Raw genomic sequence first — 26489 nt, forward strand, 5'->3', positions numbered from 1 at the left:
ATGGCTGCCAAGGAAGTCAAATTCCATTCCGACGCGCGTGAGCGGATGCTGCGCGGGGTCGATATCCTCGCCAATGCGGTGAAGGTCACACTCGGGCCCAAGGGCCGCAATGTCGTCATCGACAAATCATTCGGCGCGCCGCGCATCACCAAGGACGGCGTTACCGTCGCCAAGGAAATCGAGCTCGAAGACAAGTTCGAGAACATGGGCGCACAGATGGTGCGCGAGGTTGCCTCCAAAACCAATGACTTGGCCGGCGACGGCACCACGACCGCGACGGTTCTTGCCCAAGCAATCGTCAGGGAGGGCGCCAAAGCCGTTGCATCGGGCATGAACCCGATGGACATCAAGCGCGGCATCGACAAGGCGGTCGAGGCTGTGGTTGCAGAGCTCAAGGCCAACGCGCGAAAGGTCACCAAAAACGACGAGATCGCGCAGGTCGGCACTATTTCGGCCAATGGCGATGCGGAGATCGGCCGCTTCCTTGCCGAGGCGATGCAGAAGGTCGGCAATGAGGGCGTGATCACCGTCGAGGAGGCCAAGACCGCCGAGACCGAGCTCGAGGTGGTCGAAGGCATGCAGTTCGACCGCGGCTATCTCTCCCCATACTTCATCACCAATCAGGAAAAGATGCGCGTCGAGCTGGACGAGCCCTACGTGCTCATCCACGAGAAGAAGCTCGCCAATCTTCAGGCGCTGCTTCCGGTTCTGGAAGCCGTGGTGCAATCCGGCAAGCCGCTGCTCATCATCGCCGAGGACGTCGAGGGCGAGGCGCTCGCCACGCTTGTCGTCAACAAGCTGCGCGGCGGCCTGAAGGTTGCGGCCGTCAAGGCTCCTGGCTTTGGTGATCGTCGCAAGGCGATGCTCGAGGATATCGCCATACTCACCGGTGGCACGGCCATCAGCGAGGATCTCGGCATCAAGCTTGAGAACGTGACGCTCAACATGCTCGGGCGGGCCAAGAAGGCGGTGATCGAGAAGGAGAACACGACGATCGTCGACGGCGCCGGCAAGAAGGCCGAGATCCAGGGCCGCGTCGCCCAGATCAAGCAGCAGATCGAGGAGACCACCTCGGACTACGACCGCGAGAAGCTGCAGGAGCGTCTTGCGAAGCTCGCAGGCGGCGTCGCGGTGATCCGCGTCGGCGGCTCGACGGAGGTCGAGGTCAAGGAGAAGAAGGACCGCGTCGACGATGCGCTGCACGCCACGCGGGCGGCGGTGGAGGAAGGTATCCTCCCCGGCGGAGGCGTGGCGCTTCTGAGGGCGGTAAAGGCCCTCGATAATGTCATCACCGCCAATGCCGACCAGAAATACGGTGTCGACATCATACGACGGGCCATCGAGGCGCCCGCCCGGCAGATCGCCGAGAATGCCGGCGCGGAAGGCTCGATCATCGTCGGCAAGCTGCGCGAGAAGAGCGATTTCGCCTATGGCTGGAACGCCCAGACCAACGAATTCGGCGACCTCTACAGGCAGGGCGTCATCGATCCGGCCAAGGTCGTGCGCACCGCGCTTCAGGACGCCGCATCCGTTGCCGGCCTGCTGGTGACCACCGAGGCCATGGTGGCCGAGAAGCCCAAGAAGGAAGCCGCGCCTCTACCGCCCGCCGGCGCCGGCATGGACTTCTAAAGCATCATAAAGGCTGCCTGCTCCCCCTTGCCGGGAGCGGGCAGCCGGTTTGGACCACTTGGAGCGTGCCATGAACATGATGACGACCGCCGGAGCTGTTCCGTCTCCGACACATCCGGCAAGAGACTTTCTGGCTTACGAAACCGAATGCAGGAGCGCGCTGAGGCCGCTGCTGACGGGCTTGCTCGACATGGCTGAATCCGCAGGCTGGAATCGGCGAACGGCTGCATCGGTGCTGATGTTTCTCGCCGCGCAGCAGGTCTCGGCGACGGCCCATGCTTCGACCGCTGCCTGACGCAGAAGGAACTTTACGCCCCAAGAGACCGCTTCTATTTCGTCAGTAGGTGGCGGCGCAGAAGTTCTAGCCATGCAGCAGCACGACGGTGCGGCCGTTCGGGTTCGGCGGTTTCACGTCGAGATAGGCCATTTGGAACTCCTGGCCCTGCGAAGAGAACGTGAAGCGCATTACCGGGTAAGCGTAATCGAACCCCTGCAATTCCGGTCCATAAGCCGGCTCGTCCTCGGCGGCCGCAATCCGTGGACTGAGGCTCACGGCGGCGATCAATGACGCAAGACCGAACAAGGCGGCTAAACGGATCATCGGGCGATCCTGCAGACTGAACCCCAGGAGCCTCTGACTAACCCAGCAGCTCGGCGCCATCGAGAAGGTGAACGATGAGCGCTCGGTCCTGTGGCTGCCAGCCTCAAGCGGATCGTTCTGGGGAATGGCGGCCGGGCATCCGGCCGCCTTTCGGTTGCTAGTGATGCGTGTGCGAGGCGTGACCACCTTTGCGGGAGGAGGCATGCGACTCCTTGTGACCGCGACCGGAGCCCGACTTCTTGCCTCCGCCGGACTCTTTGTTCACCGTCGCCCAAGCCCGCCGCTCAGCCTCTTTGTCGGAGACACCGCGCTTCTCATAGCCTTCCTCGATGTGCTCCGCCTTGCGCTTTTGCTTGTCGGTATATTTGTCCTTGTCGCCTTGTGGCATCGCAAATTCTCCTTGGGATGATTGTGGTCAACGGTCTGCGCCTGCAACGGGTTCCGACAAGGGAGCAGCACGACCGCCCCTCCCTGCGCCGGCTAAGGAACCTGCGCCCCGATTTCGCATTCAAATCCCAGAAGCGGTCATCGTCATGAAATTCGAGAAGACGCTGCACGTTGCGCTGGACGAACTGCGCATGCAGATGCTGGGGACGCAGGTCCTCTTCGGATTCCAGTTGCAAGGTGCCTTTCAGGAGCGGTTCGCATCGGCATCAGAAGAGGTGAGGTTTCTTTCATGCTTGGGGCTTTGCTGCATCGTGGCCACCTTGGCCCTCCTGATTGCTGCGCCTTCCCAACATCGCCTGGTCGAACGGGGTCTCCCAACCCACCGGATCTTCCGGGCTGCAGGCTGGTTCGCCAACCTTGCCCTGCTGCCATTCGGGATCGCGCTCGCCTGCGATTTCTTCGTGGTGATCGAGCCCTATGGCGGCTCGGGAATGGCCGCGGCGGCGTCTGTTGCAGCGGCCGTGCTGGCGCTGTCTCTATGGTATGGCGTCGGGATCGGACTGAGGAGATTTGTTCCTGTCTCGGAGCGAGAGGGTAAGCCGTTGCCAGACAATATGCAGATCGATCTGCACGAGCGCATAGACCAGATGCTGACAGAGGCGCGCGTTGTATTACCAGGCGCACAGGCGCTGCTCGGGTTCCAGTTCGCCGTCACGATGACCAGCACTTTTTCCGAGCTTTCCAAGATCGACCGTACGGTCCACTTCGTATCACTCTGCGCTATTGCTCTGGCAATCATGCTACTCCTGACGCCAGCCACCGTACATCGGTTGTCCTTTGCCGGTCGTGACGCGCTCCGCTTTCACACGATTGGATCGCTGCTGGTGACGGCGGCGCTCGCCCCGATCCTCATCGGCATCGCGACCGATTTCTATGTCGCGACCGTGGCAATATTTCACGATCGGATGCTTGCGGCCGTAGGTGCGGCGGTGGTTGGAATAGCCCTCGCTGCGCTCTGGTACGCCGTTCCGCTCTGGCTGCGGCGCACGCAGATGTCGACAAGGAAACCGACGGATGCCCAACTATCTTAGTCTCCCCACCACCACGAAAGGGCTGATCAGGGTCGTGGTCGAGACCCCGCGCGGGGCAGCAGCCAAATTTGCTTACGAACCGGAGACCCAGACGTTCGGCTATAAGCGGCCGTTGCCCGTGGGGATGATTTATCCCTATGACTGGGGCTTCGTCCCTTCAACGCTTGGGGATGATGGCGACCCTCTAGACGGACTTGTTATTCATCAGGCGGCGACCGCTCCGGGGATCGTCATTAAGTGCGATCTGCTGGGTGCGTTGTGCGTCAAGCAAAAAGACCAGGACGGCATAGTCGTCCGCAACGACCGCTATGTCTTCTCTCCGCACAAAGAGGACGCAGCTGACGAGCAGGTTGCGGCCGCCGGCGTACCGGATCGGCTTCGTAGGGAAATCGAGCAGTTCTTCTTGTCATCGGTCGTCGGAACCGGAAAGACCATAAAATTCAAAGGATGGCATGACACGCGTGAAGCGCTCGACTCGATCAAAGCGGGTATGAAGGCTTTTGCCGCACGTCGCTAGAGCATGATCCCGAAAAGTTGCAGATTTTTCGGGTAAGATCATGCTGCAAAAACAAAGAGCTAGACCAGGATGAATGACTCCGCTCCAATTCATCCTGCTCTAGCGGGGCATTGCGGCAGCCGACTTCGTCAGCGGAAAAAGAAAAATCAGCTATTTCTGCCGAGGGTCTTCGCGCGAAGCGCCAATAACTTTGAACCGCCCTGCCCTTTGCTCCATCACGCCTTCTGCCAGGGCCAAAGCGGCATTGCGCACTTCTTGCTGAACGTCATTGTCGCGATCGAGCTCATCGTGGCTGCTGGCGTAGGGCTTCCAGTAACCGATGTAGCGATCGAGTTCGGCGTGCGGTCCCGCAGGCACCAGCTTCATAAAGCGCAGCCAGTCGGCCAGTGATCGACGAACGTTCTCGGCGCCCTCGACATCACCGTGCACCACGACCGAGAACAGCCGGCCGGCGAGATGGCGAGGATAGTCCCAGCCGTCCATTTCGATCTGCTTGGCCCTCCTGGCGTCCTTGCCTTGCGTCAGAGTCGGATCAGGGTTGCCCCCATCGGCGCAAACCAGCCGATCCATCATCAGCTTGACCGGCGAACTCGCTTGATACCAGTTGACCGGCGAGATGATCATAATGCCATGCGCTTCGACCCATCGAGGATAGATGTCATTCATCCAGTCCTGAACCTGTCCGAGTGAGTGGTTCGGATAACAAGAGCACGGCCAATGGCAGAGCGGAGCCGCCGTCGAAAAGCACGCCTTGCAGGGGTGTATGTTCCGTCCATATTCCGAGGCGAGTCTCGAAAGGTCGAGGATCGTTGCCTTCACAGGCGTTTGCTCGGCCACAGCGCTGCGAGCGATCTCGGTGAGCCGGTAACTCTTCGACATCTCGCCGGGACAGGTATGCTCACTCCGAGATGATCCATTGATGATGAGGATGCGCAACGGACCCGATCGGTCCTCGTACCTCGACTGCGCGGCCGCGATTGCGGCGCGGGCCTCAAGCCAGTCGATCGAAAGGTCATAATTCGGATCGGCGAAACCCGGACCCGCCTTCTTTGTCAAAGGGCTCTTTCTGGAATGCCGGTAACTATCCCACGCCACAGCAGCAATGCGTTCGATATCTTCGCGTACCTTATCGAAAGCGGGGTCGCAAAATTGTTGGCGGTAGCGAGACTTGAATTCCGTCTCGTCAAGCCTGGGACTTGGCATTCCTTCTCGAGGCATCGGCGCGGCCATGACTATTCTCATTGTGCGTGGCATCACCCAGGACACCGCAGGGACAGTTGGCCGGTGAACGACTGAGTTGTTCGACAAGTTCCAAAAGAAGGATTCTGGCTTCAGAACAGGCCTTGATCATAGGGAGGAAGCCTTTCTTAAGGGGCCATAAGGCGAATTACTCTGCTGGACATGACAAGCTCGAAAGCCGTTAGTTTGGCCCACCGCATTGTTCCGTGGAACGTTTCTTCAGTCGTGGGCGAGTGAATTTGCCGCGCCCAGTGGCCCTTGCGAGCGAACCAATCCGGGAAGTCAAAGGTTGAACAAATGCCGGATCCGCGCCCCGAGCGGTAGTATCGTCGCGGCAGCAGCGCCGTCGCTGTGCCCAAGCCGAAGCAGCTCGGATGCGTTCCGCTTGGCGAGAAGCGACGCCAGCTCATCTGCAATCGCGGGACGGTCGCGCATCAAGGGAGCTAACCCTTCCTGCGTGATTTCAAACACGACAACGAAGGTCAGAGCCCGGATCGTCCCTGACTCGCCAGCGCCTGTCAGAAGACCGCCTTCGCCGAAGAAGTCCCCGGGAGCCAAGCGCCCCAACTCCGTTTCGTGCACTCCGTCGCGCCGAATTATCGCCGCGACCCCGCTGCGCACAATCATGAGCGACTTCAATACCGCGCCCTGCTCGGCCAGGATCTCGCCCTTGCGGAAGGTCCGACGAACCATTGTCGATGCCAGCGCTTCCTTTTCGTCCTCGGTCAATGAGGCGAACAGCGCGATGGCGTCGAGGAGCCGCCAGGCCGTGCTGTGATGCCCAAACATCGGCTCATCGGTTTGCGGTGCAGCGTCTGCAATGGCGGCGCCCTCCGGAGACGAAAGAACCAATCCGGCTGCCTTGGCATGACGATAGATCAGGTCGAGGATCTCGCTTTTCGCCTTTGAAGCCATCGCAAGGTCGGCAACCCTGAAGCTCAGCTCCAGCTCGACCGCGCTTCCGTCGAGGGAGAGCACTTCAACGGCGGGGTCGGGTTTGGTGAGTATAGAGTTGCTGCTCATGAGAACGGAGCGCATCACCTCGGCCATGGCAGACGGCGCCGTGGTCGGCCGGAACCGGACCGTGAGCGTCACGCCGTGGCTTCGCTCGGGGCTGCTGAGATTGGTCAGCCGCGCCTTCGCAAGATCGCTGTTAGGGACGATCACCAGATCGTTCGCACCCGTCAGAAGATGTGTCGCCCGCCAGTTCGTCTCGACGACCCTGCCTTCGATGCCGCTGCTCAGCACAAGCCAGTCGCCGATCCTGTAAGGCCTGGCCAGGTTCAGCGCGACGCCCGAAAAGACATCGCTCAAGGTGCTCTGCAGCGCAAGGCCGAGGACAATGGCAACCGCGCCGGACGTAGCGATCAAGGTCCCGACCGGCGCATTGAAGACATAGGCGACGACCGAGAGGATCGCCCCGACATAGATCACGCCAACAACGAGATCCTGAAGAAGCTGCGTCTCGCGGGGTTGCCGTTCGAAGGTCAGGAAGACGCGGACGACGCTGATCAGCGACCACGCGGCGTTGGTCCACCATATGATCTTGGCGATCCCGATGAATACGCGCTGCAGCGTTGACGCGTTCGCAGGGCCGGATTCGTAGGGAATGATGCCGTGATAGAGCAGCAGGATGGTAAGCGCCAAAAAGAACGCCAACTGGCCGATCAGACGACGCGTCGGGTGACCACGCAGGAGAACACGCGTCACCAGGGCTCCGACGGCCGCAAGCAACCCGGTCTGGACGATCGGATCAGCTATGACGCCTGGAATGTCACTGTAGTTCGACATCTTGCTGACTGCATGCTTGCGGTCTCTCTTGACGCCGCCACCGGCGATCCCGCGCGAAGCACTCGGGAGGCTTAAGGATGAGCGGCGAGCCAGACAGTCATCCCGGGCTCCAGTCCGTCCACATCGCCGTTTGGATCGAGGCGGAGCCGGAAAGAGTTGAGATCGTGGTCGCCGACGGCGCGGGCCGCACGCCAGGTGGCAAATTCGCCTAACGGGCGCAGTTCCGTCACGCGAGCCTCGATCTGGCGCCCGTCCTGCACCGTCACCGCTACCGTTCTACCCAGCGTAATGTCGTGCAGGTCGTCCTCGCGTATCGTGAAGGCGAACCAGGCCTGGCCATCCGCCTCCATTGTCATCACCGGCTTTCCGGGCCCAATGATCTCACCAGGTTCCGCAACGCGGATGCCGATTGTACCGTCCGTCGGTGCCGCCAGCTTGGTCTTGTCCAACTGGGCCTGGAGTTCCGCGACCGTCGCTTCTGCGAGCGTTACCTGAGCGTCGGCCAGAGCGCGCTCCTCGGAGGTTGGACCCGCCTTTGCCTCCGCGACCTGCGCCTGCTTGAGATCGAGATCGGCCTTCGACTTGGCAAGCGCGGCTGTATTCTCGTCGAGCGTTTGTTTGCTCGCGAAGCTCTTGCCGGCAAGGGCAGCTGCGCGGTCATACTGCTGCTGGGCGAGCAAAAGATTGGCTTTGGCCGTCTGGACCGCCCGCGCGGCGATTGCGACCTCTTCCGCACGGACGCCGGAGTAGACCCTATCCCGCTCCGCCTTGGCGCTCGCCGCGGCGGCCTTCGCTTCGCCGAGGGCCGCTGTCAGTTCGGGGTTGTCGAGAACGGCGAGGAGATCACCCTTGTGGACATGCTGGCCCGGCGTGACCGCGATTGTAGCAAGTCGCCCAGTCGTGTCGGGCGCAATGCGGATCTCGGTCTGTCGAACCATGCCAGGAATCGGCACCTTGCCTTGCTCTTGTGTCGATGCCTGGGAAACTATGCCAGCTAGGCATGCGGCAACTACCACGATTGCAAAGCCAGGTCCCGGTCTAGCGCGCATCGGAAACCCTTCTGCCCGAAGCTATCCAGGCGGCAACGATCGTCAGGACTGCGTAGACGCCTGTCAGGATCCACAAGCGGATCCAGTCCTTCGAAACATCCGCCAAGGTCGCTCCCATCTGGTTGATCCGCACGAGCCCGTCGATCGCGAAGGTGCTCGGAAGGACAATGCTGGCGGTCCGCATGATCTGCGGGATCGCTTCCAGCGGCCATGCGACGCCAACGAGAAAGAAGATTGGAAGGCTGATGCCAATGAAGATCAGCACCGCGGTTTCGCGCCGCCTGAACCAGCTGCCGACGAACTGGCCGAGCAAGCTGACCGAGAGGATGAAGGGAATGGTCAGGACGATCAGGTCGAGCAGATGATCGTTTGCAGAGAAACCGTAGACCCTTGGGAGGACGACGAGAAAAAGCGCAAAGCCCGGCAGTGCCAGCACCAGATGCGCGAGGCTCTGGCCGATCACCGCCGACACCGCACCACGACGCCAACGAGAGCTCGGACCGCCCTGCTCATAAGCCGCCCCACCCAGCGTTGCCGAGCCCATCAGCAGCGTCTGCTGCAGGATCAGCAGAAAGGCGGCAGGAACGACATAGCTGCCATAGCCGCCCGTTGGATTGAACAATGGCTGGTTCAGGATCTCCACGGGCGAGCTGTTCGCGAGAGCCGCCCGGTAGAGGCTGCCGTCCGGGCGCGCGCTGCGCGCCGCGAGATCGGTATTCACCGCGCCCACACCTTCCTGGATACCCTGCAGGGTCCGGTTGTAGAGCAGGAAATATGCCGAATCGACATAGGCAGGCAGCCTGGCCTGGTCACCCTTCAGGATGTCGCGCTCGGTTCCTGCCGGAATGCTCAGGATGCCGAACACCTCACGTCGTGCGAGTGCCGCCTGAGCCTCGGCCAATGTCGTAGGTCGAAGCGCCACTTTGACGGCCTCGTCGGCGTTGACCGCCTGAATGATCGAGCGACTGACGTCCGAGGAATCGTCATCCACGATCGCTATTGGAATGTCCTTGATCAGCTGGCCGAGATAAGGCTGCGGATAGAACACTCCATAGATGATCGGTGCCATAATCATGAGGCCGAAGGCACTGCGGTCGCGGAGAACGCGGCCATATTCGTCGGCGAATGCCTGCACAATACCGATCTTGCCCGGCCTCACCTGTTCGGGCACGTCGACCGGCCTTGCCGGTATATGACGGGCAACAGAGCGCAGCCTCAGCCAGGCCAAGCCGAAATAGGCGACTGCCAATCCGCCGAGCATCATGAAAGGCTCTGCGGAATCTGCTGCCGGCACGCCACGGGCTGCCTGATCGAACAGGATCTGGACGTACCAGCGCAGCGGCAGGATCGCACCCCAGGCGCGCGCGAACAGGTTCATCGCCAAAACCGGAAATCCGACGCCCGCAAAGCCGAACGCCGGCGAACAGATGATGCCGGTCAGACTGAGGCCGAAGGCCAGATTCCCTGTGAGAAGCTGCAGGAGCGCGCCCAGCGCCAAATAGGCAATGATCAGCAGGCAAGCAGCCGCCCCGACCAGTACAGGGGCGCCTCGGAACGGTATCTCGAAAAAGCCGTGAATGATCCCGAGCCCGACAGCCATCATCACGGCAAAGATGCCGAAGTAAGGCGCCAGCTTGCCGACGAGCGCGATGAGCGGTCTTTCTCCAGCTGTCGCCAGCCATTCCCGCATGTTGCGCGACCCGAACTCGGAGCCGACCGCATAGCCGCCCGAAATAGCAATAACGATATGGAGAACCGTGGGAAGGATCGCGCGCAACAGAAACTGGGCGTAGTTCAGCGCCGGATTAGTAAGCACATATTGTTCGACGACAAGCGGACCAGGCGTGAAGGCGGCGCTGTGTGGCCCGGCCGGCATGTCGGCGACGGCCGCCGATACGGCTGACTGAAGGGAACTGGAGGCGACGTTGCCGGGCGTGAAGAACTGCTTGTTGAAGAAAATCACGAGCTGTGGCCGGCGCCCCGCGGTGATGTCGCGCTCGAGATTCTCTGGAATATACACCGCAGCGATCGCCTCGCCGGAGCGAACAGCGTGCATGGCGCCATTGAGGTCGGAGGAACGTCTCGCCACAGTAACGCCCGGCGCCGAGCTGATCGCCTGCACGAATGTCTCGGACATCTTCGAGCGGTCTTGATCGACCACATCGACCCGGAGATCGCGGATGACCGCATTGCTGAATGTGGCGGCAAGGATCGCAAACGCGATCAACGGGATGCCGAGGACCAGCAGCAGCGCAACCTTGTCGCGCCAGATCCAGATCACCTCGCGGACCGCTACGTCGACAATGCCGAAACGGCGCGGGCCGGGCATCAACGTGCCCCGTTCCAGTCCGCGTAAGCGCTCATGCCCGGCCTGAGATTGGGTATCTTGTCGACCGGATAGGCTCGCACCTCGAAAGTCCTGAGATCGAAGTCGCCGGTCGCGCGCGTTGCGCGCCAACCGGCATACTCGCCGCGCGTGGCGATGGTCCGCACCTCGACAGGTATCTGCAAGTCGCCGAGTGCAGGGATTCTGACCCTGAACCGATCCCCCACCTTCAGACCCTTGACCAGATCCTCGCGGAGATCGAAGCGCAGCCAGACGTCGCCGAGGTCCACCAGCGAGAGCAACGGCACTCCGGGCGACACATATTCTCCAAGCTCTGCGCCGACCTGATAGACCTGCCCCGCGATCGGGGCCTTGACGGTCATCTCGTTGACTTGCGCCTGCAGGGTCGTGATGGCTGCTTCCGCCTTGGCAACAGCGGCTTGCGCCACGCCGCGTTCCTCGACGGTGTAGCCCGCGACAGCTTCCTGATAGGCGGACTTTGCTTGCTGCCGGGTTCGCGTCGCGACGTCCAGCGATGCCGTCGCCTCATCGAGCTTTGCGACCGATTCATACCCACCCTGGGTGATCTGCTTGATCCGATCGTAAGTCTGTTGCGCAAGCGTGACATTGGCATCGGCGGCTGCGACCGCAGCCTTGCGCTCTTCGATCACCTCCGCGCGCGTGCCCACTTCAATGCGCGCCAGATCGGCTTGCGCGACAGCCCTCGCCGCCTCGGCCTCGCGAAGCTTCGTCAGCAGTTCGGGGTTATCGATCGCCACGAGCAGTTGCCCGGCCGTGACATTGTCGCTGCGCTCCACCGGCCGTTGCCCGACCCTGCCCTCGATGCGCGCCGCAATATCCACGCGGGTCGCATCGGCCTCGCCTTGCACCAGCAGAGGTTGCGGCAGGACGAGATACCACAGCGACAAACCGACGATCGCCAGTACGCTGAGCGCAACGACGATCGCTGCCATTTTTGAGGTCCTGGGCGGCTCGGCCGCGGCGAACTGAGCTTGAGCGGGTGCACGAAGATCGGGCTGCGGCAGTTCCGGTCTGAAACTTTCGAGCCGTGCCTCTGCGCCAATTTCCGCCTGCCGGCCGGCGAAATCCGAAACGAGCTGGCCACTTTCCGGAGCCGATCTCATTGCGGAAACTTCGGCGGGTTCTGTCGGTTGAGCGGCGGTCCTCGTCGCTGGCGCGTGTTCTTCGGCTAAGCCGCCGGCCGTTTGGACCCTATCCGCACTAGGTTCCACCGGAACAGCTCTCTCCGGCGGTAACGACCCATCGGTTGAATCCGACACCCTGCTCAGCGAGTCACGCGACGGCTCAGGCATTGTGGGCCTCCGGTCGATTGGTCAGCTGACGGAACCCTTTGGATCATGGATAATACTTCAATGCCTTGGACAAAGCGATCACGCGTTTGACACTTCGTGCATGATCGTCGGGGGCGCGGCCTTCGCTTGTGCTCCTGCCCTGGGCGCTTGGGATGCCACTCCAAGGCCCCACGGCGCTCCGCCTCGAACGGCTGCATCCTGGCTTTGGTACTCAAGAACCGCTTGGCCGTCCGCCGAAGCGCATCCGGCAACCCCGCATGTGCGGGACGCTGAAAGTATCGACCATTATTTAACGACATCTAATCACTGAGCGATCGTGTATTAACTGGTTAAAATTCAGTAATTATTCACTGAGCTATTGCTGGTCGACTGATAGTAGGTATAGTAAGTATCCAATACTATTGTGCAATTGCTCAATCTACAAAGCAGTGATGATATGATTTCATTTGATTGTATCGGATCGATTAGCTCGGCATGGTCGGGTCTGCGGTCGCGCAGGCCGGTAAGAAGGGCTTCGACCCAACGGAAACGTCGACCATCTTTACTGGGCGAAGCCGTCGCTAGTGGGCGACTACAGGTCGCTGGACCCGAGCAACAGTTTCAATATCGGGCGTACGTCAAGCTCGCCCATTGGGAACGATCGCAGCGGTCAACGAGAGGCTGAACAAGTATCGGAGATCAGAGATGTCCAGAACTGTTGCTGATCAGTTTGTTGCAACTCTGGCCGTGGCTGGAGTGAAACGGATTTACGGGGTTGTGGGCGACAGCCTTAACGGCATCACGGACGCACTCCGGCGCCAAAACGAAATCGATTGGGTTCACGTTCGACACGAGGAGACGGGGGCCTTCGCAGCTGGTGCTGAAGCCCATCTAACGGGGTCGCTCGCAGTCTGTGCAGGGAGCTGCGGTCCCGGCAACCTCCATCTCATCAATGGGCTGTTCGACTGCCACCGGTCGCGTGTTCCGGTTCTTGCGATCGCCGCCCACATTCCATCGCCGGAGATCGGTTCCGGCTATTTCCAGGAAACGCACCCACAAGACCTTTTCCGCGAGTGCAGTCATTACTGCGAGCTGGTCTCGGATGCGAACCAGATGCCGCGCGTGCTCGAAGTCGCGATTCGCGAAGCGGTCGGCCGGCGTGGCGTATCGGTCGTGGTCGTACCGGGCGATGTTGCACTGCGCGAAGCAGCGGATGTTTCAGTCCCAACGGTCAGTGGTCTGCTACCACCGAGGCCGGTCGTGACACCCGACAAAGCGGACCTTGAGAAGCTCGCGGCATTGCTGAACGCCGAAGGCCGTGTGACACTGCTATGCGGTTCCGGCTGTGCCAGCGCGCGTGCTGAGCTCTTGGCGCTCGGCGAACGCCTTCAGGCGCCGATGGTGCATGCTCTGCGCGCCAAGGAGCATGTCGAGTGGGACAATCCCTACGATGTCGGCATGACTGGACTGATCGGGTTTTCATCCGGCTATTTCGCGATGCTCGATTGCGACACGCTACTTATGCTTGGCACGGATTTTCCCTATCGACAGTTCTATCCCAAGGGCAACGGCGTCAAGATCGCACAGGTCGATCTGCGGCCGGAGAATATCGGGCGACGCGCTGCCGTCGATCTAGGCATTGTCGGTGACGTCAAGGCGACGCTCGATGCGTTGCTACCGCTGTTGACGCAAAGACGTGACAACAGACACCTGATTCAGGCGCAGCAGCATTACGCCAAGGCTCGCCGAGACCTCGACGGACTGGCAGCCGAGACCTCTGGCACCCTGATCCATCCGCAGCAGGTAGCGAAGGCGTTGAGTGATCGTGCGACCGAGGATGCGATCTTCACCTGCGACGTTGGGCTGCCGACGGTGTGGGGAGCACGCTATCTGGCGATGAACGGCATGCGACGCCTCGTCGGCTCCTACTGGCACGGCTCGATGGCTAACGCGATGGCGCAGGCGATAGGCGCACAAAAGGCGTTTCCCGGGCGACAGGTGATCTCGCTGTCGGGAGATGGCGGCTTCACTATGCTGATGGGCGATTTCCTGAGCCTGACGCAGCTCGGCCTGCCGGTGAAGGTCTGCGTTTTCAACAACAGCGCGCTCGGCTTTATCGAGCTCGAGCAGAAGTCGACCGGATTCCTGGACTTCGGCACAGCGTTCAAGAACCCGAACTTTGCGGCGATGGCCGAGGCGGTCGGCATCCGCGGCATCCGGCTCGAACGCCCGGGCGAGGTTGATGACGGCATTGCCGACGCGCTGGCGCATGACGGACCGGTACTGATCGACGCGGTGGTGAACCGCCAGGAGCTGGCCATGCCACCAGCGGTGACGTTCGAGATGGCGAAGGGCTTCACGCTCTTCATGGTGCAGGCGGTCATGAATGGCCGCGGCGACGAACTGATCGATCTCGCCCGAACGAATATTTGGCGCTAGGCGCGGGAGGCCGCCAACTCTATTGTTGTCGCGCATCCAATTCGCCTTCACCGTCTCGTTCCATATCATATTCCCGTCGTTCACGATCGAGCGTCCGGATATCGCCACTCCCGAGGAGCATCGTGGCTCTCGGCACACCGGGCCAAGTAAGCCGCGGAACTGCCGAGCCTAAGCAGCAAAGAAAGGAGGACGAAACCGTCGTCCCCTCGGCGCGGGCGAGAGATGATCGGCCAGCTCGCGGTAGGGGAGCAGAACCCTAGCCGGCGAAAACACGGGCGGTGTCGTACGAAGCAGCGATCCCTTTCTGTACTTGGGTTGCGCAACAATCACTGTGCGGGCACGAGCGCGGGGGCGCCCTTGTCCTTGATCAAGAACACCAGGAATTTCGCAGGCTGCGTGCTGCTCGCGTTCCGGTCGACGATGTGAACATCGTCAGGGCCTTCATAGAAGGTCTGTCCTGGTGTCAGTGTCACCTGTTGTCCACCCTTCAGCTGCATCACGACGGAGCCCTCCAGCACGTAAACAAACGCATGTGCATTGTGTCGGTGGATAGCGCTCGACCCGCCAGGCGCATGCTCGACTGTGATCATCAGAGCTTCCCTGCCGGGATTCTCCGGAAGATCCTTAGACATGAGTGACGTGACTTTAGGCTCCTGAGCCACTGCCGTGCCGGTCATGAGGCATAGCAGAACCAACGCAACGAGTTTGATCGTCATTAGTCGCCTCCTCCGTTCGTTGCCCGGGACCAGCTCGGACAGACTGCGCGTATCTCCGATGCGGGATCAGGCCGCCGCCCGTGAGCGGCGGAGCCATTCGTCGAAACCGATGCGGCCGAGGCGCGCCTCGCCCAACGGTACGAGCGAGTACTCCTCGATCCGGCCGCCGAAGTATCGGGCCTCGGGATCGCTCACGACCTCGCGCGGGTCGCCAACCGCCTTCAGATAACGGGCGACGATTTCGCTGAATGGCGCTCTTTCCGGGCCGGCGATCTCTAGGATGCCGTTTCGCGGCACCGCGAGCGCCACATCGGCAACGATCGCAGCAACGTCGTCCGCCGCAATGGGCTGGAACAGGCCGGGCGAAATCCTGACTATGTTTCCATCCGCAGCTGAAGCGGCGATGCCGCTGAGGAATTCCAGGAACTGGGTCGAGCGGATGATGGTGTAGGGGATGCCGGAAGCCTCGATCAGTTTCTCCTGGGCAACTTTGGCACGGAAATAGCCATTGTCTGTCCGGTCGATTGCGACGATGGATAGAGCGACATGGTGTCGAACGCCCGCTTCAGCCTCCGCCGTGAGAAGGTTGCGGCCCGAGGTCTCGAAGAATTCCAGCACCACCTTGTCTTCAAATGACGGCGAATTGGCGAGGTCGATCACCACCTGCGCGCCCGCCATGGCCTCATTGAGTCCCTCGCCGGTGATGCTGTTGACGCCGGTATTAGGCGAGGCGGCGACGACCTCGTGGCCGCCCTCGCGCAGAATGGCGACGGTCTTCGAGCCGATCAGGCCGGTGCCGCCGATGACGACGATCTTCATTGTTTATCCTCCCTTCGACAATGGTCGTAGGTTCGCCGGCTGCTGCGCTTCCGGCGTCAGCGGACATGCCGCTCCGGATTCCGGGCGGCTGGTTGTTGCTCTGGTGGGCCTCGCGGTCAGTCCGCGAAGACCTCACGCAAATATTCTGACGCCTGACCGACGGCGCCACGCACCGGGGGCGTGCTCGCGATCGGGTTGAGCAGCATGAAGTCGTGGATCGTGCCATTGTAGCGGACCGACCTGACCGGAACGCCGGCTGCTGCGAGCTTGCGGCCATAGGCCTCGCCCTCGTCGCGCAGAACGTCGTTCTCATCGACCAAGAGCAGCGTCTGGGGCAGGCCCTTGAGCTGCTCCGAACTGGCGTTGATCGGAGAGACGTGAATGTCGGTGCGCTTGGAAACGTCGGGCAGATACTGGTCCCAGAACCATTCCATTCCCTGCTTGGTCAGCCATGGGCCTTCGGCAAACTCCTTGTAGGAGCCTGTCGACATGGACGCGTCAGTGACGGGGTAGAAGAGAAGCTGGGCCTTGACCTCAGGCCCATTGCGCTCCTTGGCGAGGAGCGCGACCACGGCCGTCATGTTGCCGCCGACACTGTCGCCCGCAATCGCGATGCGGCTGGCATCCGCGCCGAATTCGTCGGGATGCTCGGCCACATACTTGAGCACGGCATAGCTTTCCTCGACCGCGACGGGATATCGGCTCTCGGGCGAGCGATCATAGTCGACGAACACCACGACGGCGTCTGCTCCAATGGTCAACTCGCGGACCAGCCGGTCATGCGTCTCGCGGTCGCCCAGCACCCAGCCGCCGCCGTGGGTGTAGACTACCGCGGGCAACGGACCTTTGGCGCTCTCCGGCCGATAGATCCGGATGTCAGTGCGACCCTTGGGGCCGACGTCGAGAACACGGTCCTCGCTGCGCGCAGGTGCGAGCTTTACCGATACCGACTTCTGCGCGCCGGCGAGCACGTTGCGAGCGGCCTCAGGCGAGAGCGTGTAGATGGGCGTTGCGTCGGCAAGGCTGTCGATGAAGGCTTGTGTGGCAGGCTCGAGCTGACTCATGAGGTTCCTCCATTCGTCCTCAGCCCTTCGCGAAGCCCCCTACAATCGATTTTGCAAGTGGTGCAGGAATGCACCATTGAGCGACCCGATCATGTGGTTTGTTCGGTGCGGCGCACGCGGAATATCGGGCACAGCCGCGCTATCAGGCCCGGCTATCATTTCGCGGCGTGTAAGAACACTTGGCATGCGCTCCTCCAGGCCGAGGGCTGCCTGGTGAACGGAACCATAGCATGTCGCGCCAACATGCGGTGATCACGTTTGCTCAGGCGGATATCCGTGCTTCCCGGAGCAGGCTGCCCGGCGCGCTTCCGCTCCCATGCCGGCATGGGCCATCGTCGCCGGATGGGCGACGAGGCTTCCTGGGCGGCTCGAGCACGGCGAATTGAGCTGGAGCGGGCGCACGAAGATCCGGCTGCGGTAGTTCCGGTCGGAGATTTTCGAGCCGTGCTTCGGCGCCAATTTCCGCCTGCCGGCAGCCGAAATCCGAAACGAGCTGGCCACTTTCTGGAGCCGATCTCATTGCGGAAACTTCGGCGGGTTCTGGCGGTTGAGCGGCGGTACTCGTCGCCGGCGCGTGTTCTTCGGCTAAGCCGCCGGCCGTTTGGACCCTATCCGCACTAGGTTCCACCGGAACAGCTCTCTCCGGCGGTAACGACCCATCGGTTGAATCCGACACCCTGCTCAGCGAGTCACGCGACGGCTCAGGCATTGTGGGCCTCCGGTCGATTGGTCAGCTGACGGAACCCTTTGGATCATGGATAATACTTCAACGCCTTGGACAAAGCGATCACGCCGTTGACACTTCGTGATCGGTGGCGTGCAGGGGCGGCGCGAACGCCAAAATCTAACGTCACCCGTGTGGCTGTGTCGACCTAAAAGCTGGAGGCGAAAATCCGGCATCTTCGACGCACGTGCGTTGCCACATGCCCCGGCCCTCGCCCGACTTGCTTGAAGATCCAATCTTCGGGCCTACGCGTTAGAACTCGGCACGCTCACCAAGCCTTTGAAGACAGATCGCGCGCCAGCAGCGGCCAGAGCCAGGACGGTCAATACATACGGCAGCGTCAGAAGCAGCTCGCTCGGTAGCCCGAAGCCCTGCAGGCGGTCCGTGAGGGCCCCGGCAAATCCAAAGAAAAGGGCGACAAGGAACACCGGCAGCGGCCGGTGCCGCCCGAAGATGACTGCCGCGAAGGCGATGATGCCGCGCCCTGCAGTCATGTTGTCCGTGAACATTGCCAGCAACCCGAGCGCAAGCTGCGAACCAGCCATCGCACAGCAGAAGCCGGTGATTGCCACCGCGATGTAGCGCATGAGGCGCACGTTGATGCCCGCCGCCTCCGCCGCTTCCGGCCGCTCTCCGGCCGCGCGCAGCGACAGCCCGAAGGGCGTCAGATGCAGCACGAACACGAACACCGGCAGCAGCAGCCAGGAAAGATACGTAAGCGCGGTATGATTGCTGAACAAAGGCCCCAGCACTGGAACGCCGTGAACGAGCGGGATCCGGATGGGGTCGAGTTGTACAGTCGAAAAAATGCCGCCGCCCTGCCCAAGCATTGAGTTGAGCATGAAGACGGTACCTCCCTGGGCGAGCAGGATCAGCCCAAGCGCGGAGATGATCTGGTCCGCTCCCAGATCAATTACGACCCAGCCCCAGACAAAGCTGAGCGCGATGCAAATACACCCGCTCAGAAGAATGCCAATCCAGACGTTTCCGGTAAGCGTCCCGAACAGGACACTGAAAAAGGCGCCAAACAGCATCAGGCCTTCGAGGGTGAAATTGAACACCCCGGCCTGGTGACTCACCAAGCCGCCCATCGCTGCCCAAATCAGCGGCGTGGCCGCGACGAAGGTCGAGGCGATCAACGAGAGGGTGAAGATTTCCATCGCGCTCTCCGCAGCTGCGAGGCCAGCCGGCTTAGCAAGAAACGCAGCCGGTGGGCCGATACGAAAAGGATGATTGAGCCCTGAAGTATCCAGATGATGCTTTTGGAGAGGCCGAGTGCCCGCTCGACCTCGGCCCCGCCGGCCTTGAGCACGCCGAGGAACAGCCCTGCCGGGATGCAGCCGGCCAGGCTTCCGTTGGCCAGCAGGGCGACAAGGAATCCGTCAAAACCGAACCCAGGATCGAACTGGGAAACGAAGCGCTGGTTGATGCCGATACTCTCGGACGCGCCGATCAGACCTCCCAGGAAGCCGCTGATGCAAAACGCAAGCACAAGGCGTTGCCCCGTTGGTACGCCCGAGTAGTGGGCAAAGCGCGGATTCGCCCCCGTCATTCGGACCTCATATCCGAGGCGCGAGCGCGCGCTGAGGTATGACAAGAGGAGAGATGCCCCGATCGAGGCGAAGAGCATCACGGACACATTCCCGACCGGAAAGATCGAGGGTAGCACTGCGCTCGGCATCACTTTCACCGACATCAGGAAAGCGGCTGACGTTGGATCGCGGAAGAACTGCCGTACGAGAAAATCGGCGACGCCGATGGCCACGTACCAGAGCATCAGCGAGGTCACGATTTCGCTTGCCCCGAGATAACGTCTGAGGATTGCCGGTATGAACGCCCACAGCGCCCCGGCCACTCCGCCTCCCAAGATTGCAGCCACGGGATGAAGGCCCCACGGCAACGTTATGCTGAAGCCGATCAGGCTGCCCACGAAACCGCCGACATAGATTTGGCCCGAGAGTCCGGCGTTGAACAAACCCGCCTTGAAGCCGATCGAGACCGCCAGCCCCGCCAGGATCAACGGGGTCGCCCAGCGCAATGTCGAGGATACGCCGAACAGGCTGCCGAGCGCCCCGCGCAGCAGCGCCGCATAGACATTTAGCGGGTTCACCTCGATGCTGAGCAGCAACAGCGAAGTTATCAAAAGACCCGCCACGGTGGCGATGAGCGGCATCTGCAAAGCATTCCACAAAAGCGCGAGGCTGCGGTTTCCCCCTCGGCTCCGACCGTGGAGCCTATCCTTCACATCGGACTGGAACGTCACGCAACACCCCCCGCTCCAGGAGCCGCTACGCCGCCAGCCGGCTTGATGCCGGCCATCAGCAGGCCAAGTGTCTCGGATGTGAGGCCCTGGGGAAGAACCTCAGCCATGACGCTTCCACGATACATAACCACGATCCTGTCGGAGAGGCGCAGAACCTCGTCCAGGTCGGACGACACGAGCAGGACGGCAGCTTTATCCCTTCGTCGCAACAGCTGCTCGTAGATGAATTCCGCAGCGCCTATGTCGACGCCGCGCGTGGGATGCGCTGCCACAATGATTTCGGGATCGCCGGTCAATTCTCGTGCAACGATCGCCTTCTGCATGTTGCCGCCGGAAAGGCTTCCAGCATCCGCGCGAATATCACCAGGTCTGACGTCGAACTCCTGGACGAGCTTCCTCGCATGATCACGCGCGGCATCCTGATCGATCCAAATGCCGCGGGCCACGGGTGCCGACCTGTGAACACCCATGATGAGGTTGTCCATCAGCGGCGCTGTCGTCGCTAACCCTGTCGAGATTCGGTTTTCTGGAATGTGCGCGACACCAAGTGAACGCATCGCTGCAGGGCTCGAAGCCTTGGTGACGTCGACGCCCTTTAGCCGCACAGTCCCCGAATTCGGGAGGCGCAGCCCCGTGACGATCTCAACGAGCTCGGACTGGCCGTTTCCCTCGACGCCTGCAACGCCGAGCACCTCACCCGCCCGCAACGTCATCGAGACGTCGTGAAGGCTTGAGCCACCAACTCCATCGGCGGAGCAGGTCACATGATCCAGCTCCAGGAGCTTATTACCAAGATCAGGGCGGTGCTCTTTTCGTTCGGCATGGATTTCGTGCCCTACCATCGCGACAGCGAGCGCATTCGGACTTGTCTTCGATATCTCGGTTTCCAGGACGATCCGGCCGGCCCGCATTACGGTCACGCGGTCGGCGATCGCCATGACCTCCTGCAGCTTGTGTGTAATGAAGATGATGGTTTTGCCATTGTCGCGGAGCGTGCGCAGGTTTTCCATCAGCGAGCGCGCCTCTTGAGGCGTAAGCACCGCAGTAGGCTCGTCCAGGATCAGCACATCGGGGTTGCGGTAGAGCGCCTTAAGTATCTCCGTGCGCTGTTGGACGCCGACCCTGCAGTCGGCAATGCGTCGCCGGGGATCGACAGTGAGGCCGTATCTATCGCCCAGTTCCCTGACCAACTGTTCCGCGTGGCGTTTGCGGAAAACCCCGCCTCGCTGCGGCGGATTCGAGAGGACGACGTTTTCGGTCACGGTCAGCGACTCGATCAGCGAAAAATGCTGGTGCACCATCCCGATACCATGCCTCATGGCTATTTCGGGATTGCCCAGCAGGACCTCCTCACCTCGTAAAAGGATCCGTCCTTCCTCGGGTAGATGCAGGCCGGCGAGGGTCTTCATCAGGGTCGACTTGCCCGCCCCGTTCTCGCCGACGATCGCATGGATCTCGCTAGGCTGAACGGCAAGATCGATCGCCTGGTTGGCGATGAAACTGCCGAACTTCTTCGTGACGCCGATGAGTTGGATGATCGGTGTGGGCACGGGTCAGCCTGCAAACGAACTGAATTCGAGGAGAAGGCCCGGCGAGTTAACGCCGGGTCTTGCCCAAGGGCTATAGTTCCGGCGTGCCGGACACCTTGATGGCCCCACTCAGGACCTGCGAGCGCAGGTTCGCGATGGTGTCCACGATCACCTTCGGCAAGCTCGCGCCGAGCTTGTGGTCGCCGTCACCGAAGGAGCAGATATCGAGAGCGCCATCCGCCAGCCCTACATAGTGATGACCGGGCTTGAAGGTGTTGGTTCGTACCTCCTTCATCACGCCCAGGACCCACTGATCGAGAAAGACCAGTGCAGAGGCGATACAGGTTTCCGGATATTGTTGGCACTGATCGTTATCCAGTCCAAGGCCGAGATAGCCACTCCTCGCAGCCGCGCCAAGCACGCCATGCTGACTCTTGCCGCCGCTGGTGCCGATGATGCCAGCGCCTCTTTCCTTGAGCACCCCAGCAAGCTGAGCGGCCTTGACGGGATCCTCGAACGGTGAATTGCCTCCGATCACATTGTGGATCACGGAGCCTTTGGCATTGGTCATCTTGAAGCCCTGCTGGTAGCCGGCAAGATAACCATGCTGCTCGCTGTTCTCGACCGCCAGCACGACGCCCAGCACATCGCTGTCGACGCCAAGCAGCTTTTGTGTCGAAACCAGACCGGCAAGCGCGCCGGTGAGGAATGTTCCCTCCTGGCTTGCATGCCAGACGGATTTCAGGTTGGGCACGCCTTCCGGAACGATGCCGACGAGATTTGCGAAATAGGTTTTTGGAAACTGCCGTGCGGCGCGCTCCAGTGGATCGGCCATGGGCGGAAACAGTCCGATGATGAGGTCCGGCTCTTCAGCCGCCGATGCCTCGATCGCCCCCTGATATTCGCCCTGGAGAGCTTCCACCACGCGGACATTGTAGTTGAACTCTTCGGCGCCGCGGTTCAAGCCGCGTATCATCGCATCCACCGGGCCGAGATCGCCAGCCCTTTGGATCGTGATCATGACCGCATTCAGCTTCTCGCCATCGGCAGCCGCTCGCGCGCTCGCAATACCGCCTTCGCTCAGCGAAGTCGGGTTCTCTACCGCACCCAGAAATGCATATGCGGCGGCGGACGACATGCCGAGCCTCATCGCGTTTGCCATCAACTGGCGCCGCGTGAGTGCCCCCTCATTGAACTGCTTTTCGAGATCCAACCACTTGTCAAACATTGTCTGTTCCCCATTCAGAATAGGTTTCCCGACGCGCCCTCTCGAATGCCGAGAATTTGACGCGCGCAGGCTTGCGTTCTATTTATAGAACGATGGTCGCAATATAGGACGTTACATGATCCAAGATTACCGTCAAGCGCGATCTTGCGCTGCGCAAGTGCTCTGGATTGCGAAATGCCGGATGCGGCTGCCACTGTTGCCGGAAATTCGCCAACAGTTCACAAGCCCTGGCTGCAGAACCGCGGAAGAGGAATGAGAATGCCTAGGAAGCGCAGTTCCGAGATAGATCAGCCGAAGGCGTCGCCTCCGCAGCTCGCCGGAGACGCGAAGCTTCAGTACCAAGGCGACCACTGGATGCTGTCTGCCGGCGGCCAGTTCGTCTCCGAGCGTCACGCCCCCGGCATTGTGCCGGCCCTCGAGAACGGCATTGCCATCGTGGCCTATCTCAATCGCAAGGCTCCAAGGGCGGCGGGGCTAGCCGAGATCTCGTCCACGTTGGGGATTTCCAAAAGTCATTGTCACTCGCTGCTGAAGACGCTGACGCATTTCGACTGGCTGAGTTTCGATGAGGAGTCGAAGACATATCATCTTCAAGCGGGCATCCTCAGCGATGCATCGTCTCTGCTGAGCTCTCCGATCATCAATGTGATAAGGCCGTTCCTGACTACATTGGTGGAGCGGCTTGAATTGCCGTGTGTGCTTTCGGAGCCGCTTTCCGATGATACCTTCGTCGTCATCGATAGGATCAATGCCCATCACATCATGGAAGTGTCGTTTCCGGTGGGTCATCGCTTCTCGCGAAACGCAGCTGCCCAAATGCGCGCTTATCTCGCCTGGCAGAACCCGGAGCGCATCGACCGCTGGATGCAGGACTGGAACCCGGTCGCCTATACGGACTCGACAGTTCTCGACGCAATGTCGCTGAGGGCCGAGATCGGCGCCACGCGGCGGCGGGGCTACGCCCGCTCGGTCGGCGAGTTCACCGAGGGGCTGATGGCACTCGCTCTTCCAATCTTCGACCGGTCTGGCCGGGTGGCGTATATCTTCAATGTCTCGTCGCTGGTGAACACGCTGCTGCCGCGCGAAGAGCAAGTCGCGCAAGAGATGCAGCGAACAGCCGGACAGATACATCGAGCCATTGCGGCACGGGTTCCGCCGGACTTTCCCTCGTAAATGCGCGCTGACGCGGGGCAGTAAAGCGCCTGCCCCGCTTTGGCAAAACAGCCAGGCGTCACAACGCCCCGCGGTCATAAGGCCGGCGCCTGACGAATTTTCCGCCTCCGGCAACACCTACGAACTGCCGGTTTTCGACGATCACCTCTCCCCGCCGAAGCACCGTGATCGGCAGCCCCCGCACCTCCCTGCCTTCGTGGAGGGTATAGTCCGCCTTGTGGTGCAGATCCGCCTGGCGAATCATGGTCGAGACGTCAGGATCCCAGAGAACGAGGTCAGCGTCGCTGCCGACGGCTATCGTGCCCTTTTGCGGGAACAGCCCGAACAGCCGGGCTGGGCTGGTGGCGACGATCTCCACGAAGCGATTGATGCTGAAGTGGCCCGAATTCACCCCCTGATAGACCATCGTGAGACGTTCCTCGATTCCCGGCGCGCCGTTGGGGATCTTCGAAAAGTCATCCCGCCCGAGATGCTTGTGCTCGGCATAGGACCAGCTCGCATGGTCTGACGAGACCGCCTGCAACGTCCCATTGCCAAGCGCACGCCAAAGTACCTGCTGGTCTTCCTTGCTGCGTGCCGGCGGCGTGAATACCCACTTTGCCCCTTCGAAACCTTCTCGCGCCAGGTCTTCCTTGGTCGTGTAGAGATAATGTGTGCAGGTCTCAGCCGTCACGTCGACCCCGCGCCGGCGCCCCGCCAGCACTTCTTCAAGCGAATCCTCGCAAGTCAGGTGGACGATATAGATCGGGGCCCCGGCGATTTCTGCCAGAGCAATCGCCCTGGCAGTGGCTTCGCTTTCCACTCGCGGCGGACGACTGAGCGCGTGGTACTTGGGTGCCGTATTGCCCGCCTTCAGGTTTTCCTCGACGAGGAAGTCGGCCGCGTCGCCATTCTCGGCGTGCACCATGACGAGCGCCCCAGATTTGCGTGCTTGCGCCAGAGTGCGCACGAGCGTCCGATCGTCAACCATCTGCGCGCCCTTATAGGCCATGAACAGCTTGAAGCTTGTAATGCCCTGCCGCGGCAGAGCCAGTAGCTCCTCCTCCACGCCCGAGTTGAAATCCACCACTATGATGTGGAAGCCGTAGTCGATCACCGCCTTCCCTTCCGCCTTGGCGTGCCACCCCGCCAATGCGTCATGCAGTGTCTGACCGCGCTGCTGCTGGCAGAAGTCGACGATGGTGGTGGTCCCCCCGCATGCCGCCGCGATCGTCCCGGAAAGGAAATCGTCGGCCGTGTTGAAGCCGGCGCCAGGCGCATCGAGATGCGTGTGGACGTCGATGCCGCCCGGCAGGACGTATTTGCCTGACGCGTCTATTCGGCTCGCGGCCTGCAATTGACCGCCGATCTGAGCGATCTTCCCGTCCTTTATTCCCAGATCGGCCCGCGATGTACTCGCCGCCGTCACCAACAAACCGTTCTCGATAACCAGATCCAGCACGAGCCGCTTCCTTTCAGAGGTTGTCCATGGGCTGCCAGCCGCGCTGCTTGACAGCATCCGAATCTAGCCTAGTTTGTCCTGTATCAAGAAATCAATCCTTTATACAGGACGGAGTGGGTAGATGTACGAGCAAGTCCGAGAGCTCTATGAGCGAAGCGGCTTTGGAGGGCGTGTCGGTTTCGGGGAGCGACCAGCCATCGTGGTCATAGACCTTGCGCGGTCGTGGCTCGATGACAGCTCCCCGCAGGGCTCGTCACGGCTGGAGCCGGTGCTCTTCCACACGATCAAGTTGCTCGAGGCTGCCAGGACCAACGGCCATCCTGTGTTCTTCACAACCATGGCCTTCGCGGCGGGGGAAGTGTCCGGCCCCTACGGACAGAAAATGATCCATCTCAGCAGACGTGGATCGCTGGATGCCGGATCGGAAATGGTCGCATTGGACCCGCGATTGGGCAGGCGGCCCGACGAGCCGCTTCTGGTGAAGCCGAGGGCCTCGGCCTTTTGGGGTACGCCCTTCGACAGCTACTTGGTCGGACGAGGCGTCGACACACTCATCATCACTGGCTGCAGCACGAGCGGCTGCGTTCGAGCTACCGCAGAAGGTGCGCACAATCTGAATCTGCGAACGATCGTCGTCAGGGAAGCCGTTGGCGACCGCTCCCCGCTCGCCCATGAAGTGAACCTGACCGACATAGACCTTCGCTACGCCGATGTCGTCGGCATCGAGGAAACCCTGTCCTATCTGAACGAAGGAGCGACGCGGTGAACGGTGACATTGTCCGTCGCGAACAAAATCAACGGATGAGCCTCGCCGTCGAGGCTGGCGGTTTTGTGTTCCTTGCTGGCCTGACAGCTGTCGAGACGCGCGGCGGTTCGGTCACGGAACAGGCGCGGGAAATCCTCCGCAGGATCGATCATCACCTCGCCAAGGCGGGCACAAGCAAGGCGGGCCTTGTTTCCGCGCAGGTGTGGTTGACCGACATCGCTACTTTCGACGAGTTCAATGGGGTCTGGGACAACTGGGTAGCCGATGCCGGCAAGCCAGTGAGGGCCTGTGTCGAAGCACGCTTGGCCGACCCCGCATTGAACGTGGAGATCATGGTGACGGCATTTCTCTGACGCCCGTCCCGAACGCGACCCGCTTCAATCT

22 protein-coding genes and 2 pseudogenes are annotated in these 26489 nt (G+C 61.3%); 9 read left to right on the top strand and 15 right to left on the bottom strand.

Annotated elements, in window-relative coordinates; genetic code table 11:
* Together groL and SAZ10_RS16710 are read left to right on the top strand one after the other, a co-directional pair.
* Nucleotides 1–1629 (top strand): chaperonin GroEL, encoded by a 1629-nt coding sequence (gene groL / locus SAZ10_RS16705; RefSeq protein WP_318610442.1) that lies wholly within the window; start codon nt 1–3, stop codon nt 1627–1629.
* Nucleotides 1630–1699: 70 nt separating this feature from the next.
* Nucleotides 1700–1924, top strand: a complete 225-nt coding sequence (locus SAZ10_RS16710) for a hypothetical protein (RefSeq protein ID WP_318610443.1) — start codon at nt 1700–1702, stop codon at nt 1922–1924.
* Between the two features lie 66 nt (nt 1925–1990).
* Here the strand turns inward: SAZ10_RS16710 and SAZ10_RS16715 are convergent, their stop codons facing one another.
* Nucleotides 1991–2230 (bottom strand): hypothetical protein, encoded by a 240-nt coding sequence (locus SAZ10_RS16715; protein ID WP_318610444.1) that lies wholly within the window; start codon nt 2228–2230, stop codon nt 1991–1993.
* 178 nt (nt 2231–2408) lie between these two features.
* Nucleotides 2409–2618 (bottom strand): annotated as a pseudogene (locus SAZ10_RS16720) (plasmid stabilization protein); the annotation flags it as partial.
* A 145-nt stretch (nt 2619–2763) separates the two neighbouring features.
* Here SAZ10_RS16720 and SAZ10_RS16725 point away from each other — a divergent pair.
* Together SAZ10_RS16725 and SAZ10_RS16730 are read left to right on the top strand one after the other, a co-directional pair.
* A complete protein-coding gene (locus tag SAZ10_RS16725; RefSeq protein ID WP_318610445.1) occupies nt 2764–3708 on the top strand; it encodes a DUF6328 family protein in 945 nt (314 codons plus the stop codon).
* On the top strand, nt 3692–4225 hold the full coding sequence (locus SAZ10_RS16730; protein ID WP_318610446.1) for an inorganic diphosphatase: 534 nt from the start codon (nt 3692–3694) through the stop codon (nt 4223–4225). The genes SAZ10_RS16725 and SAZ10_RS16730 overlap by 17 nt, the downstream gene beginning before the upstream one ends.
* A 150-nt stretch (nt 4226–4375) precedes the next feature.
* Here SAZ10_RS16730 and SAZ10_RS16735 read toward each other — a convergent pair whose 3' ends face one another.
* The 5 genes from SAZ10_RS16735 to SAZ10_RS16755 form a co-directional block, all read right to left on the bottom strand.
* On the bottom strand, nt 4376–5455 hold the full coding sequence (locus SAZ10_RS16735; protein WP_318610448.1) for a flavodoxin family protein: 1080 nt from the start codon (nt 5453–5455) through the stop codon (nt 4376–4378).
* 291 nt (nt 5456–5746) lie between these two features.
* The gene (locus SAZ10_RS16740; RefSeq protein WP_318610449.1) at nt 5747–7255 is read right to left on the bottom strand and encodes a mechanosensitive ion channel family protein; all 1509 of its coding nucleotides are present in this window, start codon (nt 7253–7255) and stop codon (nt 5747–5749) included.
* A 71-nt stretch (nt 7256–7326) separates the two neighbouring features.
* Nucleotides 7327–8193, bottom strand: a complete 867-nt coding sequence (locus SAZ10_RS16745) for an HlyD family secretion protein (RefSeq protein WP_318610450.1) — start codon at nt 8191–8193, stop codon at nt 7327–7329.
* A 100-nt stretch (nt 8194–8293) separates the two neighbouring features.
* Nucleotides 8294–10633, bottom strand: a complete 2340-nt coding sequence (locus SAZ10_RS16750; RefSeq protein WP_318610451.1) for an ABC transporter permease — start codon at nt 10631–10633, stop codon at nt 8294–8296.
* Nucleotides 10633–11775, bottom strand: coding sequence for an HlyD family secretion protein (locus tag SAZ10_RS16755; protein ID WP_318610452.1), 1143 nt, complete (start codon nt 11773–11775; stop codon nt 10633–10635). The genes SAZ10_RS16750 and SAZ10_RS16755 overlap by 1 nt, the downstream gene beginning before the upstream one ends.
* 728 nt (nt 11776–12503) lie before the next feature.
* Between SAZ10_RS16755 and SAZ10_RS16760 the strand changes: the two are divergent.
* Together SAZ10_RS16760 and poxB are read left to right on the top strand one after the other, a co-directional pair.
* Nucleotides 12504–12668 (top strand): annotated as a pseudogene (locus tag SAZ10_RS16760) (hypothetical protein); the annotation flags it as partial.
* A complete protein-coding gene (gene poxB, locus SAZ10_RS16765; RefSeq protein ID WP_318610453.1) occupies nt 12649–14382 on the top strand; it encodes a ubiquinone-dependent pyruvate dehydrogenase in 1734 nt (577 codons plus the stop codon). The pseudogene SAZ10_RS16760 and the gene poxB, both read left to right, overlap by 20 nt.
* A 326-nt stretch (nt 14383–14708) precedes the next feature.
* On the opposite strand, the gene SAZ10_RS16770 is transcribed toward poxB, so the two are convergent.
* The 7 genes from SAZ10_RS16770 to SAZ10_RS16800 all read right to left on the bottom strand — a co-directional run bounded on the left by SAZ10_RS16770 (nt 14709) and on the right by SAZ10_RS16800 (nt 22725).
* Nucleotides 14709–15098: a cupin domain-containing protein gene (locus SAZ10_RS16770; RefSeq protein ID WP_318610454.1), complete on the bottom strand. Its 390-nt coding sequence runs from the start codon at nt 15096–15098 to the stop codon at nt 14709–14711.
* A 66-nt stretch (nt 15099–15164) separates the two neighbouring features.
* Entirely contained in the window at nt 15165–15917 is a 753-nt protein-coding gene (locus SAZ10_RS16775; protein WP_318610455.1) for an SDR family oxidoreductase, read from the bottom strand.
* Nucleotides 15918–16033: 116 nt separating this feature from the next.
* The gene (locus SAZ10_RS16780; protein WP_318610456.1) at nt 16034–16981 is read right to left on the bottom strand and encodes an alpha/beta hydrolase; all 948 of its coding nucleotides are present in this window, start codon (nt 16979–16981) and stop codon (nt 16034–16036) included.
* 969 nt (nt 16982–17950) lie between these two features.
* Entirely contained in the window at nt 17951–18865 is a 915-nt protein-coding gene (locus SAZ10_RS16785) for an ABC transporter permease (RefSeq protein WP_318610457.1), read from the bottom strand.
* Nucleotides 18841–19878, bottom strand: a complete 1038-nt coding sequence (locus SAZ10_RS16790; protein ID WP_318610458.1) for an ABC transporter permease — start codon at nt 19876–19878, stop codon at nt 18841–18843. The genes SAZ10_RS16785 and SAZ10_RS16790 overlap by 25 nt, the downstream gene beginning before the upstream one ends.
* A gap of 86 nt (nt 19879–19964) precedes the next feature.
* Entirely contained in the window at nt 19965–21518 is a 1554-nt protein-coding gene (locus SAZ10_RS16795; protein ID WP_318610459.1) for an ABC transporter ATP-binding protein, read from the bottom strand.
* Between the two features lie 70 nt (nt 21519–21588).
* Complete coding sequence (locus SAZ10_RS16800; RefSeq protein ID WP_318610460.1) at nt 21589–22725, bottom strand: BMP family ABC transporter substrate-binding protein; 1137 nt, start codon at nt 22723–22725, stop codon at nt 21589–21591.
* A gap of 258 nt (nt 22726–22983) precedes the next feature.
* Here SAZ10_RS16800 and SAZ10_RS16805 point away from each other — a divergent pair, with 258 nt between their 5' ends.
* Nucleotides 22984–23898: an IclR family transcriptional regulator gene (locus tag SAZ10_RS16805; protein WP_318610461.1), complete on the top strand. Its 915-nt coding sequence runs from the start codon at nt 22984–22986 to the stop codon at nt 23896–23898.
* A gap of 58 nt (nt 23899–23956) precedes the next feature.
* On the opposite strand, the gene hydA is transcribed toward SAZ10_RS16805, so the two are convergent.
* Nucleotides 23957–25396, bottom strand: a complete 1440-nt coding sequence (hydA, locus tag SAZ10_RS16810) for a dihydropyrimidinase (RefSeq protein WP_412535233.1) — start codon at nt 25394–25396, stop codon at nt 23957–23959.
* 64 nt (nt 25397–25460) lie between these two features.
* Here hydA and SAZ10_RS16815 point away from each other — a divergent pair, with 64 nt between their 5' ends.
* Both SAZ10_RS16815 and SAZ10_RS16820 read left to right on the top strand, forming a co-directional pair.
* Nucleotides 25461–26105 carry an isochorismatase family protein gene (locus SAZ10_RS16815; protein WP_318610464.1) on the top strand — a complete coding sequence of 215 codons (645 nt, stop codon included), beginning with the start codon at nt 25461–25463 and terminating at the stop codon, nt 26103–26105.
* Entirely contained in the window at nt 26102–26458 is a 357-nt protein-coding gene (locus SAZ10_RS16820) for a RidA family protein (protein ID WP_412535234.1), read from the top strand. The genes SAZ10_RS16815 and SAZ10_RS16820 overlap by 4 nt, the downstream gene beginning before the upstream one ends.
* Nucleotides 26459–26489: the final 31 nt, after the last annotated feature.

It is taken from the genome of Mesorhizobium sp. BAC0120, assembly GCF_033542235.1.
In the GTDB taxonomy this organism is placed as follows: Bacteria; Pseudomonadota; Alphaproteobacteria; order Rhizobiales; family Rhizobiaceae; genus JAWRCU01.